The sequence below is a fragment of the Aeromonas sp. R7-1 genome, from assembly GCF_040908115.1.
GTDB classification, from domain to species: Bacteria; Pseudomonadota; Gammaproteobacteria; order Enterobacterales; family Aeromonadaceae; genus Aeromonas; species Aeromonas caviae.
On sequence record NZ_JBFODD010000050.1, the window covers coordinates 46,470 to 65,284 of the forward strand.

Below are 18,815 nucleotides of genomic sequence, written 5' to 3' on the forward strand. Positions count from 1 at the left end.
ATCGTTTTTAAGGGCTCTCGCCGATTTCTTCAGAATCAGGGCGATTTATTGTACTTGAGTGGTCCAACCATTTGTTCTGATTGAGGAATCAATACGTCAAAAAGCCTCTTTCGAGGCTTCATCCGTGCGTGTCAGGCACTCTCGCCAACCGGTTCCTGGGGGTTGAGCTGATTGACCAGCCTCTCCTCGAGGGCCTGTTGCTCCTCCGGGTTCAGCGGCTCTCCGGCCAGGGTGGTGAGGCTGAAGAAGTCCTCCACCCGCTCACCGATGGTGGTGATCTTGGCTGCATGGAGGGAGAGGCCGCACTGCTGGAACACGGCACCGATACGGGCCAGCAGGCCCGGAGTGTCCAGGGCCGTCAGCTCCAGCAGGGTGTGGCGGTTTTCCCCCTTGTGGGGCAGGAAGACCACCCTGGTCGGCACGCTGAACTGGCGGTGGCGTCTGGACAGGGGCTTGCTGCGCAGCACCAGCTTGCCCGGCTCCTGAAGGGCTTTCTCCAGCGCCTTCTTGATGGTGGCGGTACGGTTGGGGCTGATGGGCTCGCCGTTCGGTTCCAGCACGATGAAGGTGTCGAGCACGTAGTCGTTGCGCGAATTCATGATCTGGGCGTCGTGGATGCTGAGGTTCTTCTGATCCAGCGCCGAGGCCACGGTGGCAAAGAGGTTGGGAGTATCGCGACAATAGATGAACACCTCGCTACCGCCCCGTATGGGGTGCTTGCCGATGAGCACCAGGGGGGCCGGGTTGTCACCGTGGGCGATGATCTTGCGGCAGTGCCAGGCGATCTGCTCCGGGCTGTGGCGCAGGAAGTAATCGGCCTTGAAGTCGTTCCAGAGGGCGGTGACCGCCTCCTGTGGCACCTCGCGCTGGGTCAGGATCTGCCTGGCCTGGCGCTGGTTTTCACGGATCTTGAGGCGCATGTCCGGCGGGTTTTCCAACCCCTGGCGCAGGGCCTTCTGGGTGGCGAAGTAGAGTTCGCGCAGCAGGGTGCCCTTCCAGTCGTTCCACAGACTGTCGTTCGTGGCACAGATGTCGGCCACGGTCAGGCAATAGAGCAGGTCGAGGTGCAATTCATCCCGCACCTTCTGGGCGAAGTCGGTGACCACATCCGGGTCGTAGATGTCGCGGCGCTGGGCGGTGACCGACATCAGCAGATGGTGGCGCACCAGCCAGGCGACCAGTCGGCTCTCATAGCGATCCAGCCCGTGCAACTGGCAGAACTCCAGCGCATCCACGGCCCCGAGTTCGGAGTGATCGCCGCGCCTGCCCTTGGCGATGTCGTGGAAGAGGGCGGCGATGCTGAGCAGCTCGGGCTTGCGCAACTGGGTGAACACCTCGTGGCAGAGCGGGTGAGTCTGGCGGCTGGCCGGATTCGGGAAGCGATGGATGTTCTGCAGCAGCCTGTGGGTATGTTCGTCCACCGTGTAGGCGTGGAACATGTCGAACTGCATCTGGCCGACGATGAGGTTCCACTGGGGCAGGTAGGCCGCGAGGATCCCGTACTTGTGCATCAGGGTGAGCGGCTGGCCGATGCCGTTGGGGTGGCGCAGGAGCGCCATGAAGAGACGGCGGCACTCGGGTAGATCTTGCAGCCAGCAGTTGAGGGTGCGTCTGGCCTCGCGCAACTGGCGCAAGGTGGCGGAGTGGATGCCGGCAATCTCCGGGTGCTGGGCTATCTGGTAGAAGAGTCGCAGGATGGCGGCAGGATCCCGGCCGAACAGCTCGGAGTCCACCGCATCGATGAGGCGGCCGCGCAGCTGGAATTCGTCGCTGATGCGGCGCACGTCCATGGCGGTGTTGCCGAGAATGGCCTCGTCAAAGAGTTGCAGCAGCATCTCGTTGAGTTCGGCCACCCGCCGCACCGTCTGGTAGAAACGCTTCATCATCTGCTCGACCGGGCCGTTACCTTCCCCCTCGAACCCCAGCATCTGGGCCACGGTGCGCTGGCGGTCGAACAAGAGACGGTTGTCCCCCTTGTTGATGGCCATGTGCAGGGCGAAGCGCACCTTCCACAGGAAGTTCTGACAGTCGAGCAGCTCCCGGTACTCGGCCCGGTTGAGAAAACCGTGGCTGGTCATCTCGAACAGGGTGGTGGCGCCGAAGTGGCGGCGGGCGACCCAGGCCAGGGTCTGGATGTCGCGAAGGCCCCCGGGATTGTTCTTGAGATCCGGCTCCAGCTTGTAGGCGGTGCCGAGAAACTGCTGGTGGCGCAGGGCCTGCTCTTCGCGTTTGGCACGAAAGAAGGCTTCGCTCGGCCAGAAGTGCTGGGGCTGGGTGGCCGCCTGCAACTGCTCGAATCCCGCCAGGCGACCCGTGATGTAACGGGCCTCGATGAGGTTGGTGGCAACCGTGATGTCGTTGCGGCCCTGCTCGATGCACTCGGCCACGTTGCGCACCGACTGCCCCACTTCCAGCTTGAGATCCCACAAGAGGGTGATGAACTCGCCGATGCGAAGCCCCAGCACCTCGTCCAGTTCATCTCCTTCGTAGAGGATCAGCAGGTCGATATCGGAGTGGGGATGGAGTTCGCCGCGGCCATAGCCGCCTACCGCGATCAGGGTGAGCTCGGTCCTGTCGAAGCCGAACTTGTGCCAGAGCCTGGTCAGCAGCGCGTCCATGTATTCGGAGCGGGTGGCCACCAGTTCGATGATGTTGTCACCGGCGTCGAAGCGCTCGTGCAGCCAGGCGAGAAAGCGGCTCAGGTACTCCTTGCAGTTGTCACGGGTGAGCTGATCGTCTGGGAGCAGATGGGGAGAAAGCAGGCTGGCATCCATGGCATGTCACACTCTCGGTCGGGCCGGGTAAAGAGCAACCCCGGCGCGCGGCCGGGGTTGAATGTCAAACGTGGCGGATAAAACGCTCGATAGTGTCGTCGGGGCGCAGGGTCAGGACCTCGCAGCCATCCTCGGTCACCAGCAGGGTGTGCTCCCACTGGGCGGAGTCGCCGCCGTCCTTGGTGGTGACGGTCCAGCCATCCTTCGGATTGACCTTGCAGTGGTACTTCTTGCTGTTGACCATGGGCTCGATGGTGAAGCACATGCCCGCTTTCAGCTCCAGCTTGCCGCCGTTGCGGTAGTGGAGGATCTGCGGCTCTTCGTGGAACTCGGCACCGATGCCATGGCCGCAGTAGTCGCGTACCACGGAGAAGCCTGCCTGCTCGACGATGGGCTGGATGACGGCGCCGATCTCGGTGATGCACATGCCCGGGCGCACCCGCTTGATGGCGGCATAGAGGCTATCCTGGGCCACCTTGCAGAGCTGGCGACGCAGGGGGGTGGTCTGGCCCACGATGAACATGGCGGAGGTATCGCCGTGATAACCATCCTTGATGACGGTGATATCCAGATTGATGATGTCCCCTTCCCGCAGTTTCTTGTGGTTCGGGATGCCATGGCAGATGACATCGTTCACCGAAGTACAGATGGACTTGGGGAAGCCGTGGTAATTGAGCGGCGCGGGGATGGCCTGCTGCACGTCGACGATGTAATCGTGGCAGAGGGTATTCAGTTCGTCTGTGGTGACGCCCGCCTTGACGTGGGGGGCGATCATGACCAGCACGTCGGCGGCCAGCTGGCCGGCGACACGCATTTTCTCAATCTCTTCCGGTGTCTTGATTTTAATGGACATGGGATCTCTCTTGGGGCCTGATTGCGCATCCTGCCGATGCCCAACAACCAGGTAATGAAAAATAGATGCGTTTGCAATCAGGGCGAAATTTTATCCCCAACCCCCGTTTACTTCCAGTGTGATCGTCATCGCAACGTCATCAGGCGGTCGCACCATGGTCCGGGATCCATTTTTAGCACCCGGGCTGGTGGTGTCATGACCAAAGTTATGGTATAAAGCGCGCCGGAATGGGGAACTCGTGTCCTCATGCCATCACCCTTACTCAACAACACACACACATCGACACATATGCCGGGGTGCCTTAACGGGTCGGTTATATGGGATGTGTGGAGGCCTAACCCCAATACAGAGGTATAAAATGGCTAAAGTTTCTATGCGCGACATGCTGCAAGCCGGCGTTCACTTCGGTCACCAGACTCGTTACTGGAACCCGAAAATGAAGTCCTACATCTTCGGCGCCCGCAGCAAAGTTCACATCATCAACCTGGAAAAAACCGTTCCGATGTTTGACGATGCCATGAACTTCATCAGCTCCGTAGCTGCCAAGAAAGGCAAGGTACTGTTCGTAGGTACCAAGCGTGCCGCGTCTGAAGCCGTCAAAGAAGCCGCTGAGCGTTGCGACCAGTTCTATGTTAACCACCGCTGGCTGGGCGGCATGCTGACCAACTGGAAAACCGTTCGTCAGTCCATCAAGCGCCTGAAAGATCTGGAAACCCAGAGCGAAGACGGTACCTTCGACAAGCTGACCAAGAAAGAGGCGCTGATGCGTACTCGCGAAATGGAAAAGCTGGAGAAGAGCCTGGGTGGTATCAAGAACATGGGCGGCCTGCCTGACGTTCTGTTCGTTGTCGATGCCGACCACGAGCACATCGCTATCAAAGAAGCCAACAACCTGGGTATCCCGGTAGTTTCCATCGTTGATACCAACTCCAACCCGGACGGCGTTGACTATGTCATCCCGGGTAACGACGACGCTATCCGTGCCGTACAGCTGTACCTGAACGCTGCTGCTGACACCGTTCTGGAAGCCCGCGAGCAGGACATCGTTGTTCAAGCCGAACAAGATGGCTTCGTTGAAGCTGAGTAATTGATAAGGACTGAAAAGCCCTTATTAACCAAGCTGATGTAATTGGTTAGCAGGGGCCCTTGTGGCCCCTGTTTCTTGTCAATTCAAGACCGAGGATACTGGACATGGCAAACATTTCTGCCGCCCTGGTAAAAGAACTGCGCGAGCGCACCGCCGCTGGCATGATGGATTGCAAAAAAGCGCTGGAAGAAGCCAACGGTGATATCGAGCTGGCTATCGAGAACATGCGTAAATCCGGTCAGGCCAAGGCCGCCAAGAAAGCTGGCCGTATCGCCGCTGAAGGTGTGATCTTCGCCCGTACCGAAGGCAACGTTGCCGTCATGATCGAGCTGAACTGCGAGACTGACTTCGTTTCCAAGGATGCCGGTTTCCTGGCCATGGGTCAGAAGATCGTCGAGATCGCTGCTACCCAGAAAATCGCTGACGTTGACGCGCTGAAAGCCGCCGACTTCGGCAACGGCGAGTCCGTCGAGCTGACCATCACCAACCTGATCGCCAAGATCGGTGAGAACATGAACCTGCGTCGCGTGATGCTGGTTGAAGGTGACAACCTGGGCACCTACGTTCACGGCTCCCGCATCGGTGTTATCACCAAGCTGGTTGGCGGTACCGACGAGCTGGCCAAAGATCTGGCCATGCACGTTGCTGCCAACAGCCCGCAATTCGTCAAACCGGAAGACGTGTCTGCTGAAGTCGTTGCCAAAGAGCGCGAAATCCAGATCGACATCGCCATCAACTCCGGCAAGCCGAAAGAGATCGCCGAGAAGATGGTTGAAGGCCGCATGAAGAAGTTCACCGGTGAGGTTTCCCTGACTGGTCAACCGTTCGTGAAAGATCCTTCCATGACCGTTGCCGAGCTGCTGAAGAAAGAAGGCGCTGACGTTGTTTCCTTCACCCGTTTCGAAGTGGGCGAAGGCATCGAGAAGCAAGAGACCGACTTCGCTGCTGAAGTAGCAGCCCAGATCGCGGCCGCTCAGAAGGCCTAATCGAACCGGTTTTTCCGTTTCCCCAGACCGCGACTTATGTCGCGGTCTTTATATGACCAGGAATCAGTGACATGAGTACCAATCCCAAGCCTGCATACAGACGTGTTCTTCTGAAGTTGAGTGGTGAAGCCCTGCAAGGATCCGAGGGTTTCGGCATTGATCCGGCGGTGCTGGAACGGATGGCCCAAGAGATCAAAGAGCTGGTTGAGCTGGGTGTTCAGGTCGGTCTGGTCATCGGTGGCGGCAACCTGTTCCGTGGTGCCGGCCTTGCCAAGGCAGGCATGAATCGCGTGGTGGGTGACCACATGGGCATGCTGGCGACCGTCATGAACGGCCTGGCCATGCGTGATGCCCTGCATCGTGCTTATGTGAATGCCCGCCTGATGTCGGCCATCTCCCTGCAAGGGGTCTGCGACTCCTACAGCTGGGCCGAAGCCATCAGCCAGCTGCGCGCCGGCAAGGTGGTGATCTTCTCTGCCGGTACCGGCAACCCCTTCTTTACCACCGACTCGGCAGCCTGCCTGCGCGGTATCGAGATCGAAGCCGACGTCGTGCTGAAAGCCACCAAGGTCGATGGCGTGTTCACCGATGACCCGGTCAAGAACCCGGATGCCGTGCTCTATCAGGAACTGAGTTATGATGAAGTTCTTGAAAAAGAACTCAAAGTGATGGATCTTGCTGCTTTTACCCTGGCCCGCGACCACGATCTGCCGATCCGGGTGTTCAACATGAACAAACCGGGCGCGCTGCGCCGCGTGATCATGGGTGAGCCGGAAGGTACCCTGATCCACCAGGCCAGCAAGTAAGGCAAGTGTGAGCCCCAGGCTCGCTTGTCCATTACGCCAGTCAACAAGATAGATACGAGCCGCCTGTCGGCTCGTTCGCCAAAAGGAAAACCACTGTGATCAACGAGATTAAAAACGACGCCAAGGACCGCATGGGCAAAAGCGTAGAGTCGCTGAAGACCCAGATGTCCAAGATCCGTACCGGCCGTGCTCACCCGAGCCTGCTCGACGGCATCCAGGTGGAGTATTACGGTGCTGCCACTCCTCTGAAGCAGTTGGCCAACGTGGTGGCAGAAGATGCCCGTACTCTCTCCATCTCCATCTTCGATCGCTCCATGATCCAGGCGGTGGAAAAAGCCATCCTGACCTCCGATCTGGGCCTGAATCCGTCCAGCAACGGCCAGACTCTGCGCGTGCCGCTGCCGCCGCTGACCGAAGAGCGTCGCCGTGATCTGACCAAGATCGTCCGTGCCGAAGCCGAAGGTGCCCGGGTTGCCATTCGCAACATCCGTCGCGATGCCAACGCCGATCTGAAAGCCCTGCTGAAAGAGAAAGAGATCTCCGAAGACGACGACCGTCGCGCCCAGGAAGAGATCCAGAAGCTGACCGATACCTTCATCAAGCTGGTGGATGACGCCCTGGTTGTGAAGGAAAAGGAGCTAATGGAAATCTAAGCCTCCGACAGGTATATTACGAGCGCCGTGTAGTGCCCCTGCACGGCGCTTTTGTCTTTGTGGGAGAAATGAATGTCGCTTTTGGCAGCGCTAGGCGATAGCGCCAGCTCGTCCTTGCCCCGTCACGTCGCCATCATCATGGATGGCAATGGTCGCTGGGCCCAGAACCGCGGCAAGATGCGGGTTTCCGGGCACAAGGCGGGCGTGAAATCCGTGCGTGAGGCCGTGGCCTTTGCCGCCCGTGCCAAGATGGAGGCGCTGACCCTGTTTGCGTTTTCCAGCGAGAACTGGCGCCGTCCGGAAGGGGAAGTAAACGCCCTGATGGAGTTGTTCATGACGGTGCTGGGTCGCGAGGTGAGCAAGTTGCACAGCAACGGCATTCGCCTTCGGGTGATTGGCGACACTGCCCGCTTCAGCGAGCGGCTGCAGGCCAAGATCGCCAAGGCCGAGGCCCTGACCGCCAACAATCAGGGATTGACCCTCAATATCGCCGCCAACTATGGCGGTCAGTGGGACATCGCCCAGGCGGCCCGGACCCTGGCACGGGCCGTGGCGGCGGGTGAACTGGATGCCGAGGCGGTCGATGAGGCGGCATTGGGTCGTCATGTCTGCATGGCTGATCTGCCCCCCGTGGATCTGTTGATCCGCACCGGCGGGGATCATCGCATCAGCAACTTTGTCCTGTGGCAGCTCGCCTATGCCGAACTCTATTTTACCCCGGTCCTGTGGCCCGATTTTGACGAGGCCGAGTTCAGTGGGGCAGTTGCCTCCTTCGTTGCTCGCGAGCGTCGCTTCGGGTGTACGGGTGAACAGATCCGGGAATTGATCGCCGCGCAACAGACCGGCTAAACCCCGCTCCCAAGAGAGAGGTTTCTTTTGCTAAAACAACGAATTATTACCGCATTACTGTTAGTACCCCTGGTGTTGGGGGCGCTGTTTTTTCTGCCGTTGAAATTCTTTGCCCTGCTCGCCGCCCTGGTCTTTCTGCTGGCCAGCCGTGAGTGGAGTGCCTTCGTCACTGCCCAGCCGCAACAGTGGTTGCCGCTGGTGTTCTGTCTGCTGCTGGGGGCCAGCCTGTTCTGGGTGCCCGTGGAGCAACTCTGGATCCCCCAACTGCATCCGCTGGTGATGGGCGTGCTCTGGACTGCCGTCAGCTGGTGGCTGCTGGGGCTGCTGCTGGTGCTGCGCTACCCGCAAAGCGCCAGGCTGTGGCGTGAATCCATCTGGCTCAAATCCCTGTTCGGTCTGGTGACCCTGGTTCCCTTCTTCTGGTCCCTGGTGGCCATTCGCGGCTACAACTTCTACCACGACCCCATGATGGGGGCCTGGATCCTGCTGTTCGTGATGGGACTGGTCTGGGCGGCAGATTCTGGCGCGTATTTTTTCGGCAAGGCGTTCGGCAAACACAAGCTGGCACCGGCCGTGAGCCCGGGTAAAACCATCGAAGGTATGCTGGGTGGGCTGTTTACCGCCAGCCTGCTGGCCATCGGCGTGACCTGGTTCATGGGCTTCGTGCCTGCCAAGATGGGCACCGTGCTGCTCTGTTCCCTGCTGGCGGTGCTGGCCTCCGTGCTTGGCGATCTGGCCGAGAGCATGTTCAAGCGGGAAGCCGGCATCAAGGATTCCGGCACCCTGTTGCCGGGCCATGGGGGCATTCTCGATCGCATCGACAGCCTGACGGCGGCGCTGCCCGTCTTCCTGCTCAGCTACCTGTTGCTCGGTCCGGAGTTTTGATGTTTCGCGCACTGATGATCCCGGGAGCGTCCCGCTCCATCAGTCTGTTACCCAATCAGGAGTCTTGATGCAAAACCTGGTGATCCTGGGAGCGTCAGGCTCCATCGGTCAGAGCACCCTCAAGGTACTGCGCCACAACCCCGGGCGCTGGCAGGTGCTGGCGCTGACCGCTGCCCGCAGCGTGGACGCCATGCTGCGCGACTGTCTCGAATTCTCCCCCCGGTTCGCCGTCATGGTGGACGAAGGCGCCGCCAGCGAGCTGGCGGGTCGGCTCAAGGCCCACGGCAGCACCACCCGGGTGTTGTCCGGTCAGGCAGCCCTGTGCGACGTGGCTGCTCACCCCGATGCCCACAGCGTGATGGCGGCCATTGTCGGTGCGGCGGGTCTGGCACCCACCATGGCTGCCGTGCGCGCCGGCAAGCGCATTCTGCTGGCCAACAAGGAGGCGCTGGTGATGTCCGGAGCCTTCTTCATGGAGGCGGTGCGCGAGCACGGTGCCGAGCTGCTGCCCATCGACAGCGAACACAACGCCATCTTCCAGTGCCTGCCGGTCGACGTGCAGCGCCAGCCCGGTTTCTGCGATCTGGCCGGGGCGGGGATCAGCAAGATCCTGCTGACCGGCTCCGGCGGACCTTTCCGCTATGCCGATGTGGGTGAACTGCACCATGTGACCCCGGCGCAAGCCATTGCCCATCCCAACTGGTCCATGGGGGCCAAGATCTCGGTGGACTCCGCCACCATGATGAACAAGGGGCTGGAGTACATCGAGGCGCGCTGGCTGTTCAATGCGGCCCCCGAGCAGATCCAGGTGGTGATCCACCCCCAGTCCGTCATTCACTCCATGGTGCAGTACAAGGATGGCTCCGTGCTGGCCCAGCTCGGCAACCCGGACATGTGTACTCCCATTGCCCACGCTCTGGCCTATCCGGAACGGATCGAGTCCGGTGTGGAACCTTTGGATTTCTTCAGTGTCGGAGAGTTCAGCTTTATCCGGCCCGACTATGAGCGCTATCCCTGTCTGGCGCTGGCCATGAGGGCGTGCCAGCAGGGGCAGGGGGCGACCACCTCCCTCAATGCCGCCAACGAGGAGGCCGTCGCGGCTTTTCTTGCAGAGCGGATCGGATTTATGGATATTGCCAGAGTCAACGAATCCGTCATGGCCGAGCTGGGCAGCAGTGCTGCCGGCTCTCTGGCGGATCTCATCGCCCTGGACGGTACGGCCCGAGCCCGTGCCCAGCAACTGATAAAGGAGCTTGCCGTATGAACGGACTGTGGTGGCAGCCAGCCCCTCTCCATGCTCTCGAGCGCAGGACTGGACATGACCGCGAGGTACGCGGCTGATGGGCGGGCTTCTGTGGAATATCGGCGCCTTCATCGTGGCCCTCGGGCTGCTGGTGGCGGTGCATGAATTTGGCCACTTCTGGGTGGCTCGTCGTTGCGGCGTCAAGGTGGAGCGCTTCTCCATCGGCTTTGGCAAGGCCATCTGGCGTCGCCTTGGCAAGGATGGCACCGAATACGTGCTGGCCCTGATCCCCCTTGGCGGCTACGTCAAGATGCTGGATGGCCGGGTCGACGAACTCAAGCCGGGGGAGGAGGCGCAGGCCTTCAACCACAAGAGCGTCTGGGCCCGGATGGCCATCGTCGCGGCCGGCCCCATGGCAAACTTCGTGTTCGCCCTGTTCGCCTTCTGGCTGATGTTCATGATAGGGGTACCGAGCGTCAAACCCGTGGTGGGCGAGGTGCGTCCTGCCTCCATCGTGGCAGAGGCCGGCATCCTGCCAGGCATGGAGATCGTCGGCGTCGGCGGCGAGGAGACCGGTGACTGGGAGAGCGTCACCTACGCCCTCATCAGCCACCTTGGCGATGACTCGGTCCAGCTCAAGCTCAAGGCGGCCAACACCAGCTATGCAGTGGACAAGACCCTGCAGCTGGCAGGCTGGAAGTTTGACCCCGACAAAGAGTCACCCATCGGGAGCCTCGGGATAGTGCCCCTCGGTGGCAAGGTGCTGCCCGTGGTGGAGGCCGTGGTGCCGTCGAGCGCCAGCGAGAAGGCCGGCCTTCAGATAGGGGATCGCATCAAGGGAGTCGATGGAGATGCCATCACCGAATGGGCCCAGTTTGTCGAGCGTGTCCAGCAGTCACCGGCGCAGCCGTTGCAGGTGACGGTGGAGCGCGGGGGCAGCGAGATGACCCTGACCCTGACCCCGGACGGGAAGAAAGTGAAGGGCCAGCTGGTCGGTTTTGTGGGCTTGTCGCCGCAACTGGTTCCATTACCGGATGAGTATCGAACTCTGTTACAGTATGGGCCTTTGCAAGCCCTGTGGCATGGGGTCCAGAAGACCTGGAGCCTGATCACCCTGACCTTCGACATGATAGGCAAGCTGATCGGTGGCATCGTCTCTTTGGACAACCTGAGCGGCCCCATCTCCATCGCCAAGGGGGCCGGCAGCAGCGCCGATTACGGGTTGGTCTATTTCCTCGGATTCCTGGCGCTCATCAGCGTCAACCTGGGGATCATCAACCTGTTCCCCCTGCCGGTGCTCGATGGTGGCCATCTGGTCTATTTCCTCATCGAGGCGATCACCGGCAAGCCGGTATCGGAAAAAATTCAGGAAGTTGGGTTCAGGATAGGCGCCGCCATTCTGATGTTACTGATGGGCATTGCGCTGTTTAATGATTTCGCTCGCCTCTGAGGCCAGAGCATCAACAAGGACACATAAGAACAAAATGGCTGTTAAAAAAGCATTGGTGTTGAGTTGCCTGCTGGGGGCCAGCTTCCTGGCTCAGGCTGCCCCGGCCTCTTTTGTGGTGCAAGACATTCAGGTCGAGGGCCTGCAGCGGGTGACCCTGGGTGCCGCCCTGTTGAATCTGCCGGTGCGGGTCGGTGATTCCGTTGACTCCGTATCCCTGGCGAACGCCATCAAGAAGCTCTATGCCTCCGGCAACTTCGAGGACGTCAAGGTCTATCGCGACGGTCAGGTGCTGCAAGTGGTGGTCAAGGAGCGCCCGACCATCTCCAGCATCGAGTTCTCCGGCAACAAGGACATCAAGGAAGAGCAACTGACCCAGAGCCTGGAATCCTCCGGGATCCGCGTGGGTGATCCGCTGGATCGCACCGTGCTGAGCTCCCTCGAGAAAGGGCTGGAAGATTTCTACTACGGCGTGGGCAAGTACTCCGCCAAGGTCAAGGCCATCGTCACCCCGCTGCCGCGCAACCGGGTCGACCTCAAGTTCACCTTCGTGGAAGGGGAAGCGGCCAAGATCCAGCAGATCAACATCGTCGGCAACAACGTCTTCCCGGAAGAGAAGCTGCTGGCCCAGCTCTCCCTCAAGGACGACGTGCCCTGGTGGAACTTCACCGGCGATCAGCGCTACCAGAAGCAGAAGCTGGCCGGTGACATCGAAGTGCTGCGCTCCTATTACATGGACCGCGGCTACATCCGCTTCACCCAGGAGTCCACCCAGGTCTCCATGACCCCGGACAAGAAAGGGGTCTATGTCACCCTCAACGTCAAGGAAGGGGAGCAGTACAAGGTTTCCGGTATCCAGCTCAAGGGTGACCTCATCGACCGCGGCGGCGAGATGAAGGGCCTCATCCCCATCGAGGCGGGCAGCGTCTACTCCGCCAGCCAGGTAACCCATACCGAAGAGGTGCTCTCCAAGTTCCTCGGCCGTTACGGCTACGCCTATCCGAAAGTGGTCACCTTCCCCCAGATCAACGACCAGACCAAGGAAGTGGAGCTCATCGTCAACGTGGAGCCGGGTCCCCGGGTCTATGTGCGCAACATCAACTTCAGCGGCAACGTCACCACCAAGGACGAAGTGCTGCGTCGCGAGATGCGCCAGATGGAGGGCACCTGGCTCTCCTCCGACAACGTCGAGCAGTCCAAGACCCGTCTCAACCGCCTCGGCTTCTTCGAGACCGCGGAAGTGGACACCAAGCGGGTGCCGGGCAGCGATGACCAGGTCGATCTGGACTTCAAGGTCAAGGAGCAGCCGGCGGGGTCCATCAACGCCGGTATCGGCTACGGCACCGAGTCGGGTCTGAGCCTGCAGGCGGGTCTGCAGCAGGACAACTTCATGGGGACCGGCAAGAAGATCGGCATCAACGCCAGCACCAACGACTACTCCAAGAGCGTCGACCTGAGCTATAACGACCCCTACTTCACCGTGGACGGGGTGAGCCTGGGCGGCCGTCTCTACTACAACAAGTTCAGTGCGGCCGACGCCAACATCGTGGACTACGAGAACACCACCGTCGGTTTCCGTCTCTCCAGCGGCTTCCCGGTCAACGAGAACAACCGTCTCGACTTCAGCCTGGGCTACGAGAACAACAAACTCTCCCAGCCCAACCCCTATGTACAGGTGGACGAGTTCTGGAAGGTCTACAGCGGCAATCTGGATGGCGACAACCGCATGGTGTTCAACACCGTGGACGTCACCGCCGGCTGGACCCGCTCCACCCTCAACAAGGGTCAGTTCCCGACCGCGGGTGACCGCCAGCGGGTGAACGCCAAGGTGACGGTGCCCGGCATGGATCTGCAGTACTTCAAGCTCAACGCCGAAGATGCCCACTACTTCCCGTTTGATGCCGACCACAAGTGGGTCATGCTGGCCAAGGCCCGTGCCTCCTACGGCGACGGCTATGGCAGCAATGGCGACTACGAGCACGTCCTGCCGTTCTTCGAGAACTACTACGCCGGTGGCTTCGACACCCTGCGTGGCTTCAAGAGCAACACCGTGGGTCCGAAGGCGCTCTACTACTACAACCTGGGCGGCAACGACGTGATCCAGGGCACTGACAGCTCGGTCGGGGGCAACGCCCTGGCGGTGGCCTCGCTGGAAATGATCGTGCCGACGCCCTTTGCCTCCGAGACCTATCAGCCCCAGCTGCGGACCAGCTTCTTCATCGACGCCGGTTCCGTGTGGGATACCCACTTCGACTACAGCCAGTATCAGAACCGTTGCTTCAGTGGTTGCAACTATCTGATGGACTACTCCGACCCGAGCAACATCCGGATGTCGACCGGCCTGTCGCTGCAGTGGCTCTCTCCCATGGGCCCGCTGGTGTTCGTGCTGGCAAGACCAATCAAGAAATACGAAGGGGACGACACCGAAGTCTTCTCCTTCAACATCGGCCGTACCTTCTAAGGGGAGCGGACGCCCCCCCGCCATGGCGGGGGGAAGCATGATGGGTCGCGCGTTTGCGTGCCTCACCAGGTAACAAGACGATCTCGTGGATCGCTTGCACAATCAGGTAAATCAGGTAGCCCTCGACCGAGGGACCAAGGAGTAAGTGTGAATAAAGCGTTGAAAGTAGCTGGTTTGAGCTTTGCACTGATGGCTGCCGGCATGGGTTCTGCCTTCGCTGAGACCAAGATTGCCGTGGTCGACATGGGCGAAGTCTTCCAAAAGCTGCCCCAGCGTGAAGCCGTTGCCAAGAAGCTGAAGGGCGAGTTCGAGCCGCGCATGCGTGAACTGCAGAAGCTGGAGTCCGACGGTCAGGCACTGGTCGAGAAGTTCAAGAAGGACGAAGCCTTCATGAGCGCCGAGCAGAAGAAGCAGAGCCAGGAGAAGCTGGCCAAGCTGCAGATGGAATTCAACCAGAAGCGTCAGGCGTTTGAACAGGACAACGGTCGCCGTCAGTCCGAAGAGCGCAACAAGATCCTGACCAAGGTGCAGGCTGCTATCGACGCCATCGCCAAGAGCAATGGCTACGATCTGGTGCTGGAGCGCAACGCCGCCCCTTATGCAGCCAGCAAGCTGGACATCTCCGGCCAGGTTATTTCTCAGGTTAGCAAGAGCAACTAATTGATGGCATTCACTCTCGCACAGCTGGCCCAGCAACTGGGGGCCGAGGTCCATGGGGATGGGACCCGGGAAATTCGCAAGGTCGCGACACTGGAAAACGCCGGGGAGGGGGAGATAGCCTTCCTGTCCAACAAGAAGTACCGGCATTTTCTGGAGCAGAGCAAGGCCACTGCCGTGCTCATCACCGAGGCAGACCTGCCGTTTTGCCCCACCAACGCCCTGGTGCTCAAGGACCCCTACGTGGGCTTTGCACGGGTTGCCCAACTGCTGGACACCACCCCGCAGCCGGCCATGGATATCCATCCGAGCGCCGTCATCGCGGCGGACGTGCAACTGGGCGAGAGAGTGGCCATCGGGGCCAATGCGGTGATCGAATCCGGCGTCGTGCTGGGTGACGATGTGCGTATCGGCCCGGGCTGTTTCGTTGGCAAGGATACCCGACTGGGAGCGCGCTCCCGGTTGTGGGCCAACGTTACCCTCTATCACAACGTGACCCTGGGCACGGACTGTCTGGTACAGGCCGGCACCGTGATCGGGGCAGACGGTTTCGGTTATGCCAACGAGCGTGGCGAGTGGATCAAGATCCCCCAGCTCGGTGGCGTGACCATCGGCAACCGGGTCGAGATCGGTGCCTGCACCACCATCGACCGCGGTGCGCTGGAAGATACCCGCATCGCTGACAACGTCATCATCGACAACCAGTGCCAGATCGCCCACAACGTCGAGATCGGCTACGGCACTGCCGTGGCGGGCTCCACCGTGATGGCCGGTAGTCTCAAGGTCGGCAAATACTGTATCATTGGTGGTGCCTCCGTCTTTAACGGGCACATGGAGATCTGCGACCAGGCCACCGTCACCGGCATGGCCATGGTGATGCGTCCCATCACCGAGCCCGGTATCTACTCTTCCGGCATCCCCCTGCAAACCAATAAAGAGTGGCGCAAGACCGCCGCCCGGGTGATGCGTATCGAAGAGATGCACAAGCGGTTGAGCAAGCTTGAGAAAAAGCTGGATCAAGAATAATCACGATTGGTATAGGGTACTGTTTTGACTACTGAAAAGAAGAGCCTGGGCATCCAGGAAATCATGGATCTGCTGCCCCACCGTTATCCGTTCCTGATGGTGGACAAGGTGGAAAACTACGAGATCAGCGATGAGCGCAAGACCCTGCGCGCCATCAAGAACGTCTCGTTCAACGAGCCGATCTTCCAGGGCCACTTCCCGGCCAAGCCGGTCTTCCCCGGCGTGCTGATCCTGGAAGCCATGGCCCAGGCCACCGGTATCCTGGCCTTCACCATGGTGGGCAAGCCGTCCCCCAACGAGCTTTATTACTTTGCCTCCATCGACAATGCCCGCTTCAAGCGCCCGGTGGGCCCCGGCGATCAGCTGGTGCTGGATGTGGAGTTCCTGAAGGAGCGTCGCGGCATCGCCAAGTTCACCGGTGTCGCCACCGTCGACGGTGAAGTGGTCTGTACTGCCGAACTGATGTGCGCCAAGCGCGAGGTATAACCGTGATCGATCAGACTGCCATCATCCACGACACCGCCATCGTCCATGAGTCTGCCGTCATCGGCAAAGGGGTTGAAATCGGCCCCTTCACCGTCATCGGCGCCGAGGTGGAAATCGGTGACAACACCTGGGTGAGCTCCCACGTGGTGATCAAGGGCCCGACCAAGATCGGTCGCGGCAACAAGATCTTCCAGCACACCTCCATCGGTGAGGATTGCCAGGACAAGAAGTACGCCGGCGAGCGCACCTTCCTCGAGATCGGCGACAACAACGTGTTTCGCGAGAACTGCACCGTGCACCGCGGCACCACTCAGGACCAGAGCCTGACCAAGGTGGGTAGCGGCAACCTGTTCATGGTCAACGTTCACGTGGCCCACGACTGCATCATCGGTGACAACTGCATCTTCGCCAACAACGCCACCCTGGCGGGCCATGTGCACATCGGTGACTTCGTGATCTTCGGCGGTCTGTCTGCCATTCACCAGTTCGGCCGCGTCGGCTCCCACGCCTTCGTCGGCGGCTGCGCTGCCCTGAACAAGGACGTGCCGCCCTACGTGATGGCCGCCGGCAACTACGCCAAGCCGTTCGGGGTCAACTCCGAAGGCCTGCGTCGTCGTGGCTTCAGCGCCGAGGCGATCTCTGCCGTCAAGCGCGCCTACAAGGAGATCTTCCGCTCCGGCAAGACCATTGAAGAGGTGTTGCCCGTGCTGAGCGAGATGGCCCAGAGCGAACCTGCCATCCAGCTCTATGTGGATTTCCTCAAGGACAACGAGCGCGGGATCATCCGTGCCTGATCCCATTCGCATCGGCATCGTCGCCGGAGAGACCTCCGGCGACATCCTGGCCGCAGGGCTGGTGCGCGAACTGCAAGCCCGCTACCCGGATGCGCAGTTCGAAGGGATCGCCGGGCCGCGGATGCAGGCTCTCGGTGTGAAGGCGCTGTTCGAGATGGAGGAGCTCTCCGTCATGGGCATCACCGAGGTGCTGGGCCGTCTGCCCCGCATCCTCCAGGTGCGCCGCGAACTGCTGCGCCACTTCATCGCCAATCCCCCCGACATCTTCGTCGGTGTGGATGCACCGGATTTCAATATCGGGGTGGAGCTGAAACTGCGCCGCGCCGGTATCAAGACGGTCCACTATGTCAGCCCCTCCGTCTGGGCCTGGCGTCAGGGCCGCATTCACAAGATCAAGGCCGCCACCGACATGGTGCTCGCCTTCCTGCCATTCGAGAAAGCCTTCTACGACCGTTTCGATGCCCCCTGTCGCTTCGTCGGCCACACCATGGCGGACGACATTCCGCTGGTGCCGGATCAAGGGGCGGTGCGCGAGGCCCTCGGCATCGATCCCGCCCGTCGCTGGCTGGCGGTGCTGCCGGGGAGTCGCACGGCGGAAGTGGGTTTCATGGCGCCGGTCTTCCTCGAGGCGTGCAAGCACCTGACGGTGCACAACCCGGATCTCGGTTTCATCGTGCCTCTGGTCAACCAGAAACGGCGCGAGCAGTTCCTCGCCATCAAGGCCGAGGTGGCCCCGGAGCTCGACATGGTGCTGCTGGACGGCCAGGGCCGCGAGGCCATGATTGCCGCCGACGTGGTGATGCTCGCCTCCGGCACCGCGGCCCTTGAGGCCATGCTGGTGAAAAAGCCCATGGTGGTGGGTTACAAGCTCAAACCCTTCAGCTACTTGCTGGCCCAGTGGCTGGTGAAGACGGATTATGTCTCCCTGCCGAACCTGCTGGCGGACAAGATGCTGGTGCCCGAGCTCATCCAGCACGAGTGCACCCCGGCCAACCTGGTGGAAGAGGTGAGCAAGCTGCTGGACCATGACAACAGCGAGCTCATCGCCACCTTCACCCGGTTGCACGAGAAGATCCGCTGCAATGCGGATGTGCAGGCAGCGGAAGCGGTTGCCGCGCTGCTGGAACGCTAGTGGGCTCTGCCTGTGTGTCAGGCGTGATGTTGTGCTGATACTGGCCCTGCGGGGCCGGTTTTGATTCAAGGCTATGAGATGACGATCGATATTCCCGAAGACAAGCTGATTGCCGGGGTGGACGAGGTGGGTCGCGGCCCCCTGGTGGGTGACGTGGTCACCGCCGCGGTGATCCTGGATCCTGCCAATCCCATCCTTGGCCTCGCCGATTCCAAGAAGCTCTCCGAGAAGAAGCGCCTTGCCCTGTTTGGCGAGATCAAAGAGAAGGCGCTGGCCTATGCCATCGGCCGCGCCAGCCCGGCGGAAATCGACGAGCTCAACATCCTGCACGCCACCATGCTGGCGATGCAGCGCGCCGTGGCGGGGCTCAAGGTGACGCCCGAGCTGGTCTTCATCGACGGCAACCGCTGCCCCAGATTGCCGATGGAGGCCCGCGCCGTGGTCAAGGGTGACAGCCTGGTGGCCGCCATCAGCGCCGCCTCCATCCTCGCCAAGGTGACCCGGGACGCCGAGATGACCGAGCTGGACAGCCGCCATCCCGAGTACGGTTTCGCCCGCCACAAGGGCTACCCGACGGCGGAGCACCTCGCCATTCTGGCCGAACGGGGTCCGCTGCCCGAATACCGGCAGAGCTTCAAGCCGGTGCGCCGCGCCCTGGGGATCGAATAACCGATGC

The 18,815-nt window shown here is 60.9% G+C and carries 17 protein-coding genes; 15 read left to right on the top strand and 2 right to left on the bottom strand.

The window, feature by feature from the left end:
• Nucleotides 1-131: 131 nt before the first annotated feature.
• Both glnD and map read right to left on the bottom strand, forming a co-directional pair.
• Nucleotides 132-2,774: a bifunctional uridylyltransferase/uridylyl-removing protein GlnD gene (gene glnD, locus AB5Y51_RS13925; RefSeq protein ID WP_042015535.1), complete on the bottom strand. Its 2,643-nt coding sequence runs from the start codon at nucleotides 2,772-2,774 to the stop codon at nucleotides 132-134.
• Between the two features lie 64 nt (nucleotides 2,775-2,838).
• The gene (gene map, locus AB5Y51_RS13930; RefSeq protein ID WP_010673402.1) at nucleotides 2,839-3,627 is read right to left on the bottom strand and encodes a type I methionyl aminopeptidase; all 789 of its coding nucleotides are present in this window, start codon (nucleotides 3,625-3,627) and stop codon (nucleotides 2,839-2,841) included.
• Nucleotides 3,628-3,985: 358 nt separating this feature from the next.
• Between map and rpsB the strand changes: the two genes are divergently transcribed.
• The 15 genes from rpsB to rnhB all read left to right on the top strand — a co-directional run bounded on the left by rpsB (nucleotide 3,986) and on the right by rnhB (nucleotide 18,808).
• Entirely contained in the window at nucleotides 3,986-4,714 is a 729-nt protein-coding gene (rpsB, locus tag AB5Y51_RS13935) for a 30S ribosomal protein S2 (RefSeq protein WP_010673403.1), read from the top strand.
• 104 nt (nucleotides 4,715-4,818) lie between these two features.
• Nucleotides 4,819-5,700 (top strand): translation elongation factor Ts, encoded by an 882-nt coding sequence (gene tsf, locus AB5Y51_RS13940; protein ID WP_010673404.1) that lies wholly within the window; start codon nucleotides 4,819-4,821, stop codon nucleotides 5,698-5,700.
• Between the two features lie 71 nt (nucleotides 5,701-5,771).
• Nucleotides 5,772-6,506 carry a UMP kinase gene (gene pyrH, locus AB5Y51_RS13945; RefSeq protein ID WP_010673405.1) on the top strand — a complete coding sequence of 245 codons (735 nt, stop codon included), beginning with the start codon at nucleotides 5,772-5,774 and terminating at the stop codon, nucleotides 6,504-6,506.
• A gap of 95 nt (nucleotides 6,507-6,601) precedes the next feature.
• On the top strand, nucleotides 6,602-7,159 hold the full coding sequence (gene frr, locus AB5Y51_RS13950) for a ribosome recycling factor (RefSeq protein ID WP_010673406.1): 558 nt from the start codon (nucleotides 6,602-6,604) through the stop codon (nucleotides 7,157-7,159).
• Nucleotides 7,160-7,231: 72 nt separating this feature from the next.
• Nucleotides 7,232-8,008: a polyprenyl diphosphate synthase gene (gene uppS / locus AB5Y51_RS13955; protein WP_039039427.1), complete on the top strand. Its 777-nt coding sequence runs from the start codon at nucleotides 7,232-7,234 to the stop codon at nucleotides 8,006-8,008.
• Nucleotides 8,009-8,035: 27 nt separating this feature from the next.
• Nucleotides 8,036-8,893 (top strand): phosphatidate cytidylyltransferase, encoded by an 858-nt coding sequence (locus AB5Y51_RS13960; protein ID WP_039039428.1) that lies wholly within the window; start codon nucleotides 8,036-8,038, stop codon nucleotides 8,891-8,893.
• Between the two features lie 67 nt (nucleotides 8,894-8,960).
• Nucleotides 8,961-10,157 (top strand): 1-deoxy-D-xylulose-5-phosphate reductoisomerase, encoded by a 1,197-nt coding sequence (gene ispC, locus AB5Y51_RS13965; protein WP_104454581.1) that lies wholly within the window; start codon nucleotides 8,961-8,963, stop codon nucleotides 10,155-10,157.
• A gap of 76 nt (nucleotides 10,158-10,233) precedes the next feature.
• Nucleotides 10,234-11,586, top strand: coding sequence for a sigma E protease regulator RseP (gene rseP, locus AB5Y51_RS13970; protein ID WP_324047343.1), 1,353 nt, complete (start codon nucleotides 10,234-10,236; stop codon nucleotides 11,584-11,586).
• A gap of 34 nt (nucleotides 11,587-11,620) precedes the next feature.
• Complete coding sequence (bamA, locus tag AB5Y51_RS13975) at nucleotides 11,621-14,044, top strand: outer membrane protein assembly factor BamA (RefSeq protein ID WP_041214690.1); 2,424 nt, start codon at nucleotides 11,621-11,623, stop codon at nucleotides 14,042-14,044.
• Nucleotides 14,045-14,191: 147 nt separating this feature from the next.
• Nucleotides 14,192-14,704 (top strand): OmpH family outer membrane protein, encoded by a 513-nt coding sequence (locus AB5Y51_RS13980; protein WP_029313943.1) that lies wholly within the window; start codon nucleotides 14,192-14,194, stop codon nucleotides 14,702-14,704.
• Nucleotides 14,705-14,707: 3 nt separating this feature from the next.
• Entirely contained in the window at nucleotides 14,708-15,727 is a 1,020-nt protein-coding gene (gene lpxD, locus AB5Y51_RS13985; protein WP_368178603.1) for a UDP-3-O-(3-hydroxymyristoyl)glucosamine N-acyltransferase, read from the top strand.
• Nucleotides 15,728-15,751: 24 nt separating this feature from the next.
• Nucleotides 15,752-16,213, top strand: coding sequence for a 3-hydroxyacyl-ACP dehydratase FabZ (gene fabZ / locus AB5Y51_RS13990; RefSeq protein ID WP_010673414.1), 462 nt, complete (start codon nucleotides 15,752-15,754; stop codon nucleotides 16,211-16,213).
• A 2-nt stretch (nucleotides 16,214-16,215) separates the two neighbouring features.
• Nucleotides 16,216-17,007, top strand: coding sequence for an acyl-ACP--UDP-N-acetylglucosamine O-acyltransferase (gene lpxA / locus AB5Y51_RS13995; protein WP_010673415.1), 792 nt, complete (start codon nucleotides 16,216-16,218; stop codon nucleotides 17,005-17,007).
• Entirely contained in the window at nucleotides 17,000-18,139 is a 1,140-nt protein-coding gene (gene lpxB, locus AB5Y51_RS14000) for a lipid-A-disaccharide synthase (RefSeq protein ID WP_039039432.1), read from the top strand. Before lpxA ends, lpxB begins: the two co-directional genes overlap by 8 nt.
• Before the next feature lie 78 nt (nucleotides 18,140-18,217).
• Nucleotides 18,218-18,808, top strand: coding sequence for a ribonuclease HII (gene rnhB, locus AB5Y51_RS14005; protein ID WP_039039433.1), 591 nt, complete (start codon nucleotides 18,218-18,220; stop codon nucleotides 18,806-18,808).
• Nucleotides 18,809-18,815 lie beyond the last annotated feature (7 nt).

Excerpts from the sequence above, each read along its gene's own strand:
- glnD (WP_042015535.1), bottom strand. The coding sequence starts at position 2,774 with ATGGATGCCAGCCTGCTTTCTCCCCATCTGCTCCCAGACGATCAGCTC.
- pyrH (WP_010673405.1), top strand. The coding sequence starts at position 5,772 with ATGAGTACCAATCCCAAGCCTGCATACAGACGTGTTCTTCTGAAGTTG.
- uppS (WP_039039427.1), top strand. The coding sequence starts at position 7,232 with ATGTCGCTTTTGGCAGCGCTAGGCGATAGCGCCAGCTCGTCCTTGCCC.
- ispC (WP_104454581.1), top strand. The coding sequence starts at position 8,961 with ATGCAAAACCTGGTGATCCTGGGAGCGTCAGGCTCCATCGGTCAGAGC.
- lpxD (WP_368178603.1), top strand. The coding sequence starts at position 14,708 with ATGGCATTCACTCTCGCACAGCTGGCCCAGCAACTGGGGGCCGAGGTC.
- map (WP_010673402.1), bottom strand. The coding sequence starts at position 3,627 with ATGTCCATTAAAATCAAGACACCGGAAGAGATTGAGAAAATGCGTGTC.
- rseP (WP_324047343.1), top strand. The coding sequence starts at position 10,234 with ATGGGCGGGCTTCTGTGGAATATCGGCGCCTTCATCGTGGCCCTCGGG.
- rpsB (WP_010673403.1), top strand. The coding sequence starts at position 3,986 with ATGGCTAAAGTTTCTATGCGCGACATGCTGCAAGCCGGCGTTCACTTC.
- bamA (WP_041214690.1), top strand. The coding sequence starts at position 11,621 with ATGGCTGTTAAAAAAGCATTGGTGTTGAGTTGCCTGCTGGGGGCCAGC.
- rnhB (WP_039039433.1), top strand. The coding sequence starts at position 18,218 with ATGACGATCGATATTCCCGAAGACAAGCTGATTGCCGGGGTGGACGAG.
- tsf (WP_010673404.1), top strand. The coding sequence starts at position 4,819 with ATGGCAAACATTTCTGCCGCCCTGGTAAAAGAACTGCGCGAGCGCACC.